Here is a 15,058-nt window from a genome sequence, read left to right as displayed (position 1 = left end):
AGCGGACTAATACTAATAGCTCGAGGACTTATCCAAAGTAACTGAGAAAGATTGACAGCGATTCGGAAACTTGTTAGAATATATAGGTATTCAATTTTGATTGGATAATCAATCATAGTTAAGTGACGATAGCCTAGGAGATACACCTGTTCCCATGCCGAACACAGAAGTTAAGCCCTAGCACGCCTGATGTAGTTGGGGGTTGCCCCCTGTTAGATATGGTAGTCGCTTAGCATTTATCCGCCATAGCTCAGTTGGTAGTAGCGCATGACTGTTAATCATGATGTCGTAGGTTCGAGTCCTACTGGCGGAGTTTTAAAGCGGTAGACGTAGAGAGCAACCTTCGGGTTGCTTTTTTTCTGTCTTAATAATTGTTTAGATAATACCTAATTAGCTTAGCCTATATTTTTCTGAAAATATTTTTTCTTTTTCAATGAACTAAGTTTATTATGGTGGGTTCTTTTCGAATTATTTGTTATAATAGATGTAATATTTTTAAAGGAATGTTTAATGGTTATTATTGAAAAGGCTCCTGCTAAGATTAATTTAGGATTGGATATTGTAGGAAAAAGACCTGATGGTTATCATGATTTGTCGATGGTTATGGTCAGTGTCGATTTGAATGACTATGTTACGGTATCTGAGATTTCAGGTTCAGATATCGTAGTTGAATCTAATAGTCACAAGATGCCTTTAAATGCTAAGAATGATGTTTTTAAGGCTGCTCAGCTTATTAAGGATAGATATGATATAAAGTCTGGTGTGAAGATTGAATTGGAAAAAAAGATTCCTATCTGCGCTGGTTTGGGTGGGGGGTCTACCGATGCTGCTGCGACCATTAGGGCTTTGGATAAATTGTGGAAATTGGGATTATCTAAGTCTGAGATGATTGAGATTGGATTTCAGGTGGGAAGCGATGTTCCTTATTGTCTTGGTGCAGGCTGTGCTTGTATTTCTGGTAAGGGAGAAATCGTAGAGTGTTTGAATACTTCTTTGTCAGCTTGGGTTGTTTTGGTTAAACCTGATTTTGGTGTGTCTACTCGCACGGTTTTTCCTGAGATTGATTGCGAGACAATTTCTCGTGTTGATATCGAATCTTTAAAGAAAGCTGTTTTGGCTAATGATTATGATCAGATTATTTCGCATATGGGAAATTCTTTAGAAGATATTACTATTAAGCGCAAGCCATTTATCCAAAAGATTAAGGATCGAATGATGAAATGTGGCGCTGATGCAGCTTTAATGACTGGAAGTGGCCCAACGGTTTTCGGATTATGTCGTTCAGAGAAGAAGGCAGATCGTTTGGTGAATAGTATGCGTGGCTTCTGTAAAGAAGTTTATAAGGTTCGGATATTATGATAGAAGAGAATCAGGTAATTGATTCTTTTTTTTCTTTTTGATATAATTAACTGGTTAATGATATGAGAGGAGTGTTGATATGCAGCTAGAAAAACAGATTGATTGTCTAGTGAATGAGATTTTATTAAAAGCCGAAAATCAGCACGAGTTATTATTTGGTGCTTGTCAAAGTGGTGTTGAATTGACTAATACACAGGAGCATATTTTGATGCTTTTGTCCCAAGAACGATTGACAAATTCAGCTTTGGCAAAGCGTTTAAATATTAGTCAGGCAGCAGTGACTAAAGCGATTAAGTGTTTAGTAAAAGAAGGGATGCTTGCTCCTGTAAAAAATAAGGATGACGCTCGTGTAACTTATTTTGAGCTAACTGAGATTGCTAAACCGGTCGCCGATGAACATAGTCATCATCATAATGCGACATTATCAGTATATAAAAAAATGATTAGTGAGTTTTCAGATGAAGAGCAAGCTGTTATTTCGAAATTTTTGACTGCTTTTTCAGATGAGCTAGAAGGGTGTAAATGAGATATATTACAGTAGAAGACTTATCTTTCCAATATGATAGTGAACCTGTTTTAGAGGGAATTAATTATCATTTAGATAGTGGGGAATTTGTTACTTTAACCGGTGAAAATGGTGCGGCTAAATCAACTTTGGTAAAAGCTACGCTTGGTATTTTGACACCAAAGAGTGGTCAGGTGACAATTTCTAAAACAAATAAAGATGGTAAGAAATTACGCATTGCTTACTTACCACAGCAGATTGCTAGTTTTAATGCTGGCTTTCCATCAACAGTACATGAATTTGTACGATCTGGTAGATACCCTAGAAATGGCTGGTTCCGTCGTTTAACTAAGCACGATGAGGAACATGTCAAAGTGAGTTTAGAATCTGTTGGCATGTGGGAAAACCGCAATAAGCGTATCGGAAGTTTATCTGGAGGTCAGAAACAACGTATTGTTATTGCTCGTATTTTTGCTTCAGATCCAGATATTTTTATTTTGGATGAACCAACAACTGGTATGGATGCTGGGACAACCGAAAGATTTTATGAATTGATGCATCATAGTGCACACACACATGGAAAATCTGTCTTAATGATTACGCATGATCCAGATGAGGTGAAACGTTATGCTGATCGCAATATTCACTTGGTTCGTAGACAACAGGCACCTTGGCATTGCTTCGATCTTCATGCTCTAACAAAGAAAGGAGCTAATGATGCTGACTGAGATTTTTTCATATGATTTTATGCAACGTGCGATTATGGCAGTGGTTGCTATTAGTATTTTTGCTCCCATTTTAGGGATTTTTCTAATTTTACGTCATCAAAGTTTGATGAGTGATACGCTTAGTCACGTTTCTTTAGCTGGTGTAGCCTTAGGAATTTTGCTTGGCAAATCGACAACGTGGTCTACGGTAATTGTAGTGACGATAGCTGCAGTTGTCTTAGAATATTTGCAGACGGTTTATAAGCACTATATTGAAATTTCAACGGCTATTCTCATGTCACTTGGTCTAGCAGTTGCTTTAATTGTGACAAGTAAGTCAGAGAATGCTGGTAGTGTGAACTTGGAACAGTATTTATTTGGTTCAATTGTGACCATCAATATGGGGCAAGTTATTGCTCTATTTGTCATTGCGGTTATTGTTTTGATTTTGACTGTGCTGTTTATTAGACCAATGTATGTTTTGACATTTGATGAGGAGACTGCATTTGTTGATGGCTTACCTGTTCGTCTAATGTCATTGTTATTTAATATTGTGACTGGTATTGCGATTGCTTTGACTATTCCAGCAGCAGGAGCTCTTTTGGTATCAACGATTATGGTTTTACCAGCAAGTATTGCAATGCGATTAGGAAAAAACTTTAGATCGGTAATTTTTATTGGTGTTTTAGTCGGTTTTGTTGGTATGGTAACTGGGATTATCACATCATATTACTGGGAAACACCGGCAAGTGCGACGATTACGGTTATCTTTGTAGCAATTTTCCTATTGGTAAACTTATTTAATGTTGTTATGCGTCGTCATCGTTAAAAAGAGGGGAATTTCCCCTCTTTTTTAATGCTAAAAAAAAACAGGCACTTGATAGTGTCTGTTTTTGTGGTATTCATTAGTATGTTAACACGAAGTATTTTTTCTTACCACGACGGATAACAGTAAGTTCGTTATCAATTTTATCGTCATCAGAAAGTGTGTAATCTAAATCTTGAATACGTTCACCGTTGATGTAGATAGCGCCATTTTGAACATCTTCACGTGCTTGGCGTTTTGATGGTGAGATTTTAGCGGCAACAAGCATTTCAACAATATTGCGGTTATCTTCATCTTGAACGGCGTAGTTAGGAACGTTGTTAAGACCTTGTTTCAATTCTTTGGCTGAAAGGCTCTTAATGTTTCCAGCGAAAAGTTGTTCAGTGATTTTAAGAGCTTCTTTGTAAGCTTCTTCACCGTGAACAAGTGTGACAACTTCACGTGCTAGGACTTTTTGTGCCAAACGTTCGTGACGTGCAGCGTTAAATTCTTTTTCGATTTCAGCGATTTCATCTAGTGAAAGGAATGTGAAGATTTTCAAGAAGCGAACAGCATCGTCGTCCATAACGTTGAGCCAGAATTGGTACATTTCGTATGGAGATGTTTTGTCAGCATCAAGCCAAACCGCATTTCCTTCAGATTTACCGAATTTTTTACCTGTAGCGTCAGTGATAAGTGGCACTGTCATCACGTGGCCAGTTTTATCAGCTTTACGACGAAGAAGTTCTGTACCAGCAGTCATATTACCCCATTGGTCAGAACCACCAATTTGCAAAGTAACGTTGTATTTATCGTTTAATTCGTAGAAGTCGTAACCTTGCATGATTTGGTAGGCAAACTCAGTGTATGAGATACCTGTTTCAATACGTTTTTTAACTGATTCTTTACTCATCATTGCATTGACAGTAAAGTATTTACCGACATCACGTAGGAAGTCGATGAAGCTAATGTTACCAAACCAGTCATAGTTGTTAACCATAACGGCTTTGTTGTCGCCATTTTCGAAATCAAGGAAACGTGACAATTGATTTTGAATTTTAACAACCCATCCATCAACAGTTTCTTTTGTTTGAAGACTGCGTTCAGCGTCTTTAAATGATGGGTCACCGATAAGTCCTGTAGCTCCTCCAACAAGAGCATATGGTTTATGTCCTGCCATTTGAAGGCGACGTGATGTTAGAATGGCAACCAAGTGACCAAGGTGAAGACTATCAGCTGTAGGATCATAACCAGTATAATAGGATACTTGCCCTTCTGTTAATGCTTTGACAAGGGCTTCTTCATCAGTTGTTTGAAAAACTAAGCCACGTTCTTTGAGTTCTTCGAATATGTTCACGAGCTTTCTCCTTACTTAAAATTTTGAGGGTGATATTTGTGTCTTCTAGCTGGGCTAGATTTTCCCTCAATGATATTGTAGTTTACAGGCTATTATATCAAAAAGCGGTGCCTCTATGCAAGCTTTATCAAAGTTTGGTATAATATTATCGAGGTATTAGAATGAGTAAGAGAAATAAAAATAAGAAAAAAGCAGATCATCAGAAGCTGAACTTGCTTGATTTTGGTTCAGTTTTTTTGAGGACTGTTAAGCTATTAACCGACTTTTTTTATATTGTTGTCATTTTATTTGGCATGCTAGGAGCTGGTTTAGCTTTCGGTTATCTTGCTAGTCAGATAGATGCGGTTAAGATTCCTGATAAGGAGAGCCTAGTTAGTCAGGTAACTTCTTTGACGCGTGTGTCACAGATGTCTTATTCTGATGGTAGTTCGATTGCTGCTATTGATACGGATTTGTTACGTACTCCAGTTGCTAGTGAAGCCATCTCAGAAAATGTTAAACATGCCATTGTGGCAACTGAGGATGAAAATTTTGAAGGTCACGATGGTGTTGTTCCTAAGGCTGTTTTCCGTGCGACTTTGGGATCTGTTCTTGGTTTAGGCGAAACTAGCGGTGGGTCAACATTGACTCAACAGTTAATCAAGCAACAGGTTTTAGGTGATGATCCAACCTTTAAGCGTAAATCACGTGAAATTATCTATGCTTTGGCATTAGAACGTTATTTGAATAAAGATGAGATTCTGACGGATTACCTGAATGTATCACCTTTTGGTCGTAACAATAAAGGAGAGAATATTGCCGGAATTGAAGAAGCGGCGCAAGGTATTTTTGGGGTGTCTGCAAGTGATTTAACCATTCCGCAAGCAGCATTTTTAGCTGGTTTGCCTCAAAGTCCGATTGTTTATTCTCCATATACAGCAGCTGGTCAGCTAAAAGATGCTGAGAATATGGCTTATGGTATTTCGCGTCAGCAAGATGTACTTTATAACATGTATCGTTCGGGCTATTTAACTAAAGATGAGTACAACGAGTATAAGTCTTATGATATTAGCCAAGATTTTATTCAACCAGCATCTGCAACTACAAGCTCTCATGATTTCCTTTACTATTCTGTCCTAGAAGAAGCACAAGAGATTATGTATAACTACTTAATTGAAAAAAATGGTGTTTCTGAACAAGAATTAAAAAATGATGCTACTAAAGAATCTTACCGTAAGTTAGCCTCAGAAACTTTGCAACAGGGTGGTTACACGGTTAAGACAACGATTGATAAGAATGTCTACAATGCGATGCAAAATGCTGTAGCACAGTATGGTGGTGCGCTTGATCAAGGAGGTTCTCAACAGGTCGATGTTGGGAATGTCTTGATGGATAATTCTACTGGTGCTATTTTGGGATTTATTGGTGGACGAGATTATTCAACTAACCAAAATAACCATGCATTCGACACTGCGCGTTCACCGGGGTCAAGTATTAAACCGATTATTGCTTATGGTATTGCTATTGATCAAGGGCTTCTTGGTAGCGCAAGTATTCTTTCTAATTACCCAACGAATTTCTCAAGCGGTCAACCGATTATGCACGGTAATGATGTCGGAACTGGCATGATTAATCTTCAAGAAGCACTTAATGTGTCATGGAATATTCCAGCCTATTGGACTTATCAAATGTTGCTCAATCATAATGTTGATGTTGAGTCTTACATGAAGAAGATGAATTATAGCGTTGATAATTACGCGATTGAAAGTTTGCCTTTAGGTGGGGGGATTGAGACAACTGTTCTCCAACAAGTAAATGCTTATCAGATGATTTCAAATGGTGGTGTTTATCAAAAAGGTTATATGGTCGATAGCATTACTGACAGTAAAGGTAATGTCATTTACCAACATAAGGCAAATCCAGTACGTGTCTTTTCAGAATCAACAGCTAGCATTTTGAATCAACTATTAAAAGATGTTGTCAAAGGCGGGGCAACGACTGAGTTTTATAAAGACTTACAAGGTTTGAATGGTCAAGCAGCGCAAGCGGATTGGTCAGGAAAAACAGGGACAACCGACAATTATACGGATGTTTGGTTGATGCTTTCAACACCAAAAGTAACTTTAGGTGGTTGGGCAGGTAATGACGATAATACTTCGTTAAATCCGATGGCCGGATACAAATACAATGCTCAATATATGGCTGATTTGGTGAATAGTATTTATAATGCTAATTCTAATACGTTTGGAACAAATAAATACAATCTATCTTCAAATGTTATTAAGTCAACGGTTCTTAAAGCAACAGGTTTACAGCCTGGTACAGTAACGGTTAACGGTCGCTCACTTAATGTAAGTGGTGAAACCACAACCAGCTATTGGGCTAAAAATGGTGCGGGTAATATGACTTATAAATTTGCTATTGGAGGAACGGATAGTGACTATGCAAAAGCATGGGATACCTTGCTTCACAATCCTTCGATTAAAACCAATAGCAGTAATTAAAAATACTTGCAAAAATTGAAAAAATAAGGTATAATACTAATAACTATTTGTCGTCTGCTTTAGTTGAAATATTGTCCAACTAAGGTTTGCAGCAGTTAAATCACACTTTTTATGGTCAGATTTAGCTGCTCTTTTTGTGCCTAATTTTAGAAAAAATGCGGTTTGTAACCTATATTTAAAGATTCTAAAAATTCACATCAACGACACACTTGGCGGGGTGTTTTGATAAGCATCCTAACTATAAAGGTCAAAATGAAAAAGTAATGATTGTTCTCGTCGTATGAAGAGAATTGTGGTTATGATGGAGTTTATAGACCTCTGTATTTTAATGAAGGAGTAAAAAACTTGGCAGGACATGAAGTTCAGTACGGGAAACACCGTACACGTCGTAGCTTTTCAAGAATCAAGGAAGTTCTTGATTTACCTAACTTGATTGAAATTCAAACGGATTCTTTTAAAGACTTCTTGGATAACGGATTGAGAGAAGTTTTTGAAGATGTACTTCCGATTACAAACTTTACGGATACTATGGAGCTTGAATTTGTTGGTTACGAATTGAAAGAGCCTAAGTATACGCTTGAAGAAGCTCGTATCCACGATGCATCTTACTCAGCACCTATTTTTGTAACCTTCCGTTTGATTAACAAAGAAACAGGAGAAATCAAAACTCAAGAAGTTTTCTTCGGTGATTTCCCAATTATGACTGAAATGGGTACATTCATCATCAATGGTGGTGAACGTATTATCGTTTCTCAGTTGGTTCGTTCTCCTGGTGTTTATTTCAACGATAAAGTTGATAAAAACGGTAAAGTTGGTTATGGTTCAACTGTAATCCCTAACCGTGGAGCTTGGCTTGAATTAGAAACAGATTCAAAAGATATTGCTTACACACGTATTGACCGTACACGTAAAATTCCATTTACAACACTTGTACGTGCTCTTGGTTTCTCAGGTGATGATGAAATCATGGATATCTTTGGTGACAGCGAACTTGTTCGTAACACTATCGAAAAAGATATTCACAAAAACCCAGCAGACTCACGTACTGACGAAGCACTTAAAGAAATTTATGAACGCCTTCGTCCAGGTGAACCCAAAACAGCTGATAGCTCACGTAGCTTGCTTGTAGCTCGTTTCTTTGATCCACGTCGTTATGACTTGGCTGCTGTTGGTCGTTACAAAATCAACAAAAAACTTAACATCAAGACTCGTCTCTTGAACCAAACAATTGCTGAAAACTTGGTTGACGCTGAAACTGGTGAAATCCTTGTTGAAGCTGGTACAGTAATGACACGTGACGTTATCGATTCAATTGCTGATCAATTGGATGGTGATCTTAACAAATTTGTTTACACACCAAACGATTACGCTGTTGTCACTGAACCTGTTGTTCTTCAAAAATTCAAAGTTGTGTCACCAATTGACCCAGACCGTGTTGTTACAATCGTTGGTAACGCAAATCCAGATGATAAAGCGCGTGCTCTTACACCTGCTGATATCTTGGCTGAAATGTCATACTTCCTTAACCTTGCTGAAGGTCTAGGTAAAGTTGATGATATCGACCACCTTGGTAACCGTCGTATTCGTGCCGTTGGTGAATTGCTTGCTAACCAATTCCGTATTGGTCTTGCACGTATGGAACGTAACGTTCGCGAACGTATGTCAGTTCAAGATAACGAAGTGTTGACACCACAACAAATCATCAACATCCGTCCTGTAACTGCAGCAGTTAAAGAATTCTTCGGTTCTTCTCAATTGTCACAGTTCATGGACCAACACAACCCACTTTCTGAGTTGTCTCACAAACGTCGTTTGTCAGCCTTAGGACCTGGTGGTTTGACTCGTGACCGTGCTGGTTATGAAGTTCGTGACGTGCACTACACTCACTATGGTCGTATGTGTCCGATTGAAACTCCTGAAGGACCTAACATCGGTTTGATCAATAACTTGTCAACATACGGACATCTTAACAAATATGGTTTCATCCAAACACCATATCGTAAAGTTGACCGCGCTACAGGTGTGGTTACAAACGAAATCGTTTGGTTGACTGCCGATGAGGAAGATGAATACACAGTAGCACAGGCTAACTCAAAACTTAACGAAGATGGTACATTTGCTGAAGACATCGTTATGGGACGTCACCAAGGTAATAACCAAGAATTCCCATCAAACATCGTTGACTTCGTAGACGTTTCACCTAAACAAGTAGTTGCCGTTGCGACAGCATGTATTCCTTTCCTTGAAAACGATGACTCTAACCGTGCCCTTATGGGTGCCAACATGCAACGTCAAGCGGTGCCATTGATTGATCCACACGCACCATATGTTGGTACTGGTATGGAATATCAAGCAGCCCACGATTCAGGTGCTGCCGTTATCGCTAAACACGATGGACGCGTTGTCTTCTCTGATGCTGAAAAAGTTGAAGTTCGTCGTGAAGATGGTTCACTCGATGTTTACCACATCACTAAATTCCGTCGTTCAAACTCAGGTACAGCTTATAACCAACACACACTTGTTAAAGTTGGCGATATCGTTGAAAAAGGTGATTTCATCGCTGATGGTCCTTCAATGGAAAAAGGTGAAATGGCCCTTGGTCAAAACCCAATCGTCGCTTACATGACTTGGGATGGTTATAACTATGAAGATGCCATCATCTTGAGTGAACGTCTTGTTAAAGAAGATGTTTATACATCAGTTCACTTGGAAGAATTTGAATCAGAAACACGTGATACTAAGTTAGGCCCTGAAGAAATCACTCGCGAAATTCCAAACGTTGGTGAAGAAGCTCTTAAAGATCTTGACGAAATGGGTATCATCCGTATCGGTGCTGAAGTTAAAGAAGGTGACATCCTTGTAGGTAAAGTAACACCTAAAGGTGAAAAAGATCTTTCTGCTGAAGAACGTCTTCTTCACGCAATCTTCGGTGATAAATCACGTGAAGTTCGTGATACATCACTTCGTGTACCACACGGTGGAGATGGTGTCGTTCGTGACGTTAAAATCTTCACACGTGCTAACGGTGATGAATTGCAATCAGGTGTTAACATGCTCGTTCGTGTTTACATCGCACAAAAACGTAAAATCAAAGTCGGAGATAAAATGGCCGGTCGTCACGGTAACAAAGGGGTTGTATCTCGTGTTGTTCCAGTTGAAGACATGCCTTACCTTCCAGACGGAACTCCAGTCGATATCATGTTGAACCCACTTGGGGTGCCATCTCGTATGAACATCGGACAAGTTATGGAACTTCACCTTGGTATGGCTGCTCGTAACCTTGGTATTCACATTGCAACACCAGTCTTTGATGGAGCAACTTCTGAAGACCTTTGGGAAACTGTTAACGAAGCTGGTATGGCTAGCGACGCTAAGACAGTTCTTTATGATGGACGTACTGGTGAACCATTCGATAACCGTGTATCAGTTGGTGTCATGTACATGATCAAACTTCACCACATGGTTGATGATAAACTTCACGCACGTTCAGTTGGTCCTTACTCACTTGTTACACAACAACCTCTTGGTGGTAAAGCACAATTTGGTGGACAACGTTTCGGTGAAATGGAAGTTTGGGCTTTGGAAGCTTACGGTGCATCTAATGTTCTTCAAGAAATCTTGACTTACAAATCAGATGACGTGACTGGGCGTCTTAAAGCTTATGAAGCCATCACTAAAGGTAAACCAATTCCAAAACCTGGTGTACCAGAATCATTCCGAGTTCTTGTTAAAGAATTGCAATCACTTGGTCTTGATATGCGCGTGCTTGACGAAGACGATAACGAAGTTGAACTTCGTGACCTTGATGAAGGTGAAGATGACGACGTAATGCACGTTGATGATCTTGAAAAAGCTCGTCAAAAACAAGAAACTGAATCAGCAGAAGTAGCTGAAGTTTCTGCAGAAGAAAATAAATAATAGGAAAAAACAATTTGATATGAGAGCTGCAAGTAAATCTTGCCTCTCTTAGTCGGATTGTTTGGATGAGTCCTATAACGATAAATAGTGTCTTGCAGATTAATATTTGTGAGTCATGATAACTAGGAAGTAGCTCAGCTATTTTCAAAAGTACAATAAAGAAAGGTAAAACTAGTGGTTGACGTAAATCGTTTTAAAAGTATGCAAATCACATTAGCCTCACCAAGTAAGGTCCGTTCATGGTCTTATGGTGAAGTTAAAAAACCTGAAACAATCAACTATCGTACGCTCAAACCAGAACGTGAAGGTCTTTTTGATGAAGTTATCTTCGGACCTACAAAAGACTGGGAATGTGCTTGTGGTAAATATAAACGTATTCGTTATAAAGGAATTGTTTGTGACCGCTGTGGTGTTGAAGTAACACGTGCTAAAGTTCGTCGTGAACGTATGGGTCACATCGAATTGAAAGCTCCAGTATCACACATTTGGTACTTCAAAGGAATTCCATCACGTATGGGACTTACTTTGGACATGAGCCCACGTGCACTTGAAGAAGTTATCTACTTCGCTGCTTACGTGGTTATCGATCCAAAAGATACTCCGCTTGAACCAAAATCACTTTTGACTGAACGCGAATATCGTGAAAAAATCCAAGAATATGGACAAGGTTCATTCGTTGCTAAAATGGGTGCTGAAGCCATCCAAGATCTTCTTAAACGCGTTGATTTGAAATCTGAAATCGCTGAACTTAAAGAAGAATTGAAAACAGCAACTGGTCAAAAACGTATCAAAGCTGTTCGTCGTTTGGATGTTCTTGATGCCTTCTACAAATCTGGTAACAAACCAGAATGGATGGTACTTAACATCTTGCCAGTTATTCCACCAGATCTTCGTCCAATGGTTCAATTGGATGGTGGACGTTTTGCTGCATCTGACTTGAATGACCTTTACCGTCGTGTTATCAACCGTAACAACCGTTTGGCTCGTTTGCTTGAATTGAATGCCCCTGGTATCATCGTGCAAAACGAAAAACGTATGTTGCAAGAAGCTGTCGATGCTCTTATCGATAACGGTCGTCGTGGTCGTCCAATCACAGGTCCTGGTAGCCGTCCTCTTAAATCTTTGAGCCACATGCTTAAAGGTAAACAAGGTCGTTTCCGTCAAAACTTGCTTGGTAAACGTGTTGACTTCTCTGGACGTTCAGTTATCGCCGTAGGTCCAACACTTAAAATGTATCAATGTGGTGTGCCACGTGAAATGGCTATCGAATTGTTCAAGCCATTTGTAATGCGCGAAATCGTTGCTCGTGATTACGCAGGTAACGTTAAAGCAGCTAAACGTATGGTTGAACGTGGAGATGAACGTATTTGGGATATTCTTGAAGAAGTTATCAAAGAACACCCAGTACTTCTTAACCGCGCACCGACTCTTCACCGTTTGGGTATCCAAGCCTTTGAACCAGTCCTTATCGATGGTAAAGCACTTCGTCTTCACCCACTTGTTTGTGAAGCCTACAATGCCGACTTCGATGGTGACCAAATGGCCATCCACGTACCTCTTTCTGAAGAAGCACAAGCAGAAGCACGTCTTCTTATGCTTGCCGCAGAACACATCCTTAACCCTAAAGATGGTAAACCAGTCGTAACACCATCTCAAGATATGGTTCTTGGTAACTACTACCTTACTATGGAAGAACCAGGTCGTGAAGGTGAAGGAATGGTCTTCAAAGACCGTGATGAAGCAGTAATGGCATACCGTAACGGTTATGTTCACTTGCACACACGTGTTGGTATTACAGTAGATAGCATGCCAAACAAACCATGGACTGATGAACAAAAACACAAAATCATGGTTACAACTGTTGGTAAGATCCTCTTCAACGACATCATGCCTGATGATCTACCTTACCTTCAAGAACCAAATAATGCTAACTTAACTGAAAAAACTCCAGATAAATACTTCTTGGCACCTGGACAAGATATCCACACTGTTATTGATAGTCTTGATATCAACGTTCCATTCAAGAAGAAAAATCTTGGTAACATCATTGCGGAAATCTTTAAACGTTTCCGTACAACTGAAACATCAGCCTTCCTTGACCGCTTGAAAGACCTTGGTTATTACCATTCAACTCTTGCTGGTTTGACAGTGGGTATCGCCGATATCCCAGTTATCGATAACAAACAAGAAATTATCGATGCAGCCCACAGCAAAGTTGAACAAATCAACAAAGCCTTCCGTCGTGGTTTGATGACTGATGATGATCGTTATGTTGCTGTTACAACAACATGGCGTGAAGCTAAAGAAGAACTTGAACAACGTCTGATTGAAACACAAGATCCTAAGAACCCAATCGTTATGATGATGGACTCAGGAGCTCGTGGTAACATCTCTAACTTCTCACAACTTGCCGGTATGCGTGGTTTGATGGCCGCTCCGAACGGACGTATCATGGAATTGCCTATCTTGTCTAACTTCCGTGAAGGTTTGTCTGTTTTGGAAATGTTCTTCTCAACTCACGGTGCTCGTAAAGGTATGACAGATACAGCCCTTAAGACTGCCGACTCTGGTTACCTTACTCGTCGTTTGGTTGACGTTGCCCAAGACGTTATCATTCGTGAAGACGATTGTGGAACTGACCGTGGTCTTGTTATCCGTGCAATCACTGATGGTAAAGAAGTTACAGAAACTCTTGAAGAACGTCTTGTTGGTCGTTATACTAAGAAATCTGTTAAACACCCTGAAACTGGTGAAGTTATCGTTGGCCCTGACGTATTGATTACTGAAGATATGGCCGCTGAAATTGTTAAAGCTGGTGTTGAAGAAGTAACAATCCGTTCAGTATTTACATGTAACACTCGTCATGGTGTATGTCGTCACTGTTATGGTGTCAACCTTGCTACAGGTGATGCGGTTGAAGTTGGTGAAGCAGTTGGTACAATTGCCGCTCAATCTATCGGTGAACCTGGTACTCAGCTTACAATGCGTACCTTCCACACGGGTGGTGTTGCGTCAAATACCGATATCACACAAGGTCTTCCTCGTATCCAAGAAATCTTTGAAGCTCGTAACCCTAAAGGGGAAGCAGTTATCACTGAAGTTAAAGGTACAGTTGTTGACATCGAAGAAGATGCTTCTACACGTACTAAGAAAGTTTACGTTCAAGGTAAAACTGGTATGGGTGAATACGTGGTACCATTCACTGCCCGCATGAAAGTTGCTGTTGGTGATGAAGTACACCGTGGTGCCCCACTTACTGAAGGTTCTATCCAACCTAAACGTCTCCTTGAAGTTCGTGATACATTATCAGTTGAAACTTACCTTCTTGCTGAAGTACAAAAAGTATACCGTAGCCAAGGGGTAGAAATCGGTGATAAACACGTCGAAGTAATGGTTCGTCAAATGCTTCGTAAAGTTCGTATCATGGATCCAGGTGATACAGATCTTCTTCCAGGTACACTTATGGATATTGCAGACTTCACAGATGCTAACAAAGATGTTGTTATCTCTGGTGGTATCCCTGCAACTGCACGTCCAGTACTTATGGGTATTACTAAAGCTTCGCTTGAAACTAACTCATTCTTGTCAGCTGCATCATTCCAAGAAACAACTCGTGTTCTTACAGATGCTGCTATCCGTGGTAAGAAAGATCACCTTCTTGGTCTTAAAGAAAATGTTATCATCGGTAAAATCATTCCAGCTGGTACAGGTATGCAACGTTACCGCAACCTTGAACCACAAGCTGTTAATGAACTTGAAACAAGTGAAGAAGCTGAAACAGTTGAAGCACCTGAATCAACAGACGCTGAATAATCTGATTTCACATTTGAGTTTAATAAATGAAAAGGCCTAGGAATATTCCTAGGCCTTTTTGCTTGGGAAATATAAGGCTTATTTAGATGATAATGGTTATAAATAAGCAAA

The 15,058-nt window shown here is 39.6% G+C and carries 8 protein-coding genes, 1 tRNA gene and 1 rRNA gene; 9 read left to right on the top strand and 1 reads right to left on the bottom strand.

Going from position 1 to position 15,058, the window contains the following annotated elements:
- Window positions 1–118 precede the first annotated feature (118 nt).
- The 6 genes from rrf (at window position 119) to BLP98_RS08025 (ending at window position 3,400) form a co-directional block, all read left to right on the top strand.
- Window positions 119–234 (top strand): 5S ribosomal RNA (gene rrf, locus BLP98_RS08050).
- A gap of 5 nt (window positions 235–239) precedes the next feature.
- Window positions 240–313: transfer RNA gene (locus BLP98_RS08045), tRNA-Asn, on the top strand.
- Window positions 314–510: 197 nt separating this feature from the next.
- Entirely contained in the window at window positions 511–1,359 is an 849-nt protein-coding gene (ispE, locus tag BLP98_RS08040; RefSeq protein ID WP_074482779.1) for a 4-(cytidine 5'-diphospho)-2-C-methyl-D-erythritol kinase, read from the top strand.
- Window positions 1,360–1,438: 79 nt separating this feature from the next.
- A complete protein-coding gene (locus BLP98_RS08035) occupies window positions 1,439–1,885 on the top strand; it encodes a zinc-dependent MarR family transcriptional regulator (protein ID WP_074482778.1) in 447 nt (148 codons plus the stop codon).
- Window positions 1,882–2,592, top strand: a complete 711-nt coding sequence (locus BLP98_RS08030; RefSeq protein ID WP_074482777.1) for a metal ABC transporter ATP-binding protein — start codon at window positions 1,882–1,884, stop codon at window positions 2,590–2,592. Before BLP98_RS08035 ends, BLP98_RS08030 begins: the two co-directional genes overlap by 4 nt.
- On the top strand, window positions 2,582–3,400 hold the full coding sequence (locus BLP98_RS08025; RefSeq protein ID WP_074482776.1) for a metal ABC transporter permease: 819 nt from the start codon (window positions 2,582–2,584) through the stop codon (window positions 3,398–3,400). The genes BLP98_RS08030 and BLP98_RS08025 overlap by 11 nt, the downstream gene beginning before the upstream one ends.
- 76 nt (window positions 3,401–3,476) lie before the next feature.
- On the opposite strand, the gene tyrS is transcribed toward BLP98_RS08025, so the two are convergent.
- Window positions 3,477–4,733, bottom strand: coding sequence for a tyrosine--tRNA ligase (gene tyrS, locus BLP98_RS08020; RefSeq protein ID WP_074482775.1), 1,257 nt, complete (start codon window positions 4,731–4,733; stop codon window positions 3,477–3,479).
- A gap of 161 nt (window positions 4,734–4,894) precedes the next feature.
- Between tyrS and pbp1b the strand changes: the two genes are divergently transcribed.
- The 3 genes from pbp1b to rpoC all read left to right on the top strand — a co-directional run bounded on the left by pbp1b (window position 4,895) and on the right by rpoC (window position 14,947).
- Window positions 4,895–7,216, top strand: a complete 2,322-nt coding sequence (gene pbp1b / locus BLP98_RS08015) for a penicillin-binding protein PBP1B (RefSeq protein ID WP_074482774.1) — start codon at window positions 4,895–4,897, stop codon at window positions 7,214–7,216.
- Between the two features lie 345 nt (window positions 7,217–7,561).
- The gene (rpoB, locus tag BLP98_RS08010; protein WP_074482773.1) at window positions 7,562–11,134 is read left to right on the top strand and encodes a DNA-directed RNA polymerase subunit beta; all 3,573 of its coding nucleotides are present in this window, start codon (window positions 7,562–7,564) and stop codon (window positions 11,132–11,134) included.
- 174 nt (window positions 11,135–11,308) lie between these two features.
- Entirely contained in the window at window positions 11,309–14,947 is a 3,639-nt protein-coding gene (gene rpoC / locus BLP98_RS08005; protein WP_074482771.1) for a DNA-directed RNA polymerase subunit beta', read from the top strand.
- The last annotated feature ends 111 nt before the right edge of the window (window positions 14,948–15,058 follow it).

Source organism: Streptococcus equinus (assembly GCF_900104225.1).
Classification (GTDB): domain Bacteria; phylum Bacillota; class Bacilli; order Lactobacillales; family Streptococcaceae; genus Streptococcus; species Streptococcus equinus_D.
The sequence above is the reverse complement of the archived record's forward strand: the minus strand, read 5'-3'. Positions and strand labels throughout refer to the sequence as shown.

Excerpts from the sequence above, each read along its gene's own strand:
- ispE (WP_074482779.1), top strand. The coding sequence starts at position 511 with ATGGTTATTATTGAAAAGGCTCCTGCTAAGATTAATTTAGGATTGGAT.
- BLP98_RS08035 (WP_074482778.1), top strand. The coding sequence starts at position 1,439 with ATGCAGCTAGAAAAACAGATTGATTGTCTAGTGAATGAGATTTTATTA.
- BLP98_RS08030 (WP_074482777.1), top strand. The coding sequence starts at position 1,882 with ATGAGATATATTACAGTAGAAGACTTATCTTTCCAATATGATAGTGAA.
- BLP98_RS08025 (WP_074482776.1), top strand. The coding sequence starts at position 2,582 with ATGCTGACTGAGATTTTTTCATATGATTTTATGCAACGTGCGATTATG.
- pbp1b (WP_074482774.1), top strand. The coding sequence starts at position 4,895 with ATGAGTAAGAGAAATAAAAATAAGAAAAAAGCAGATCATCAGAAGCTG.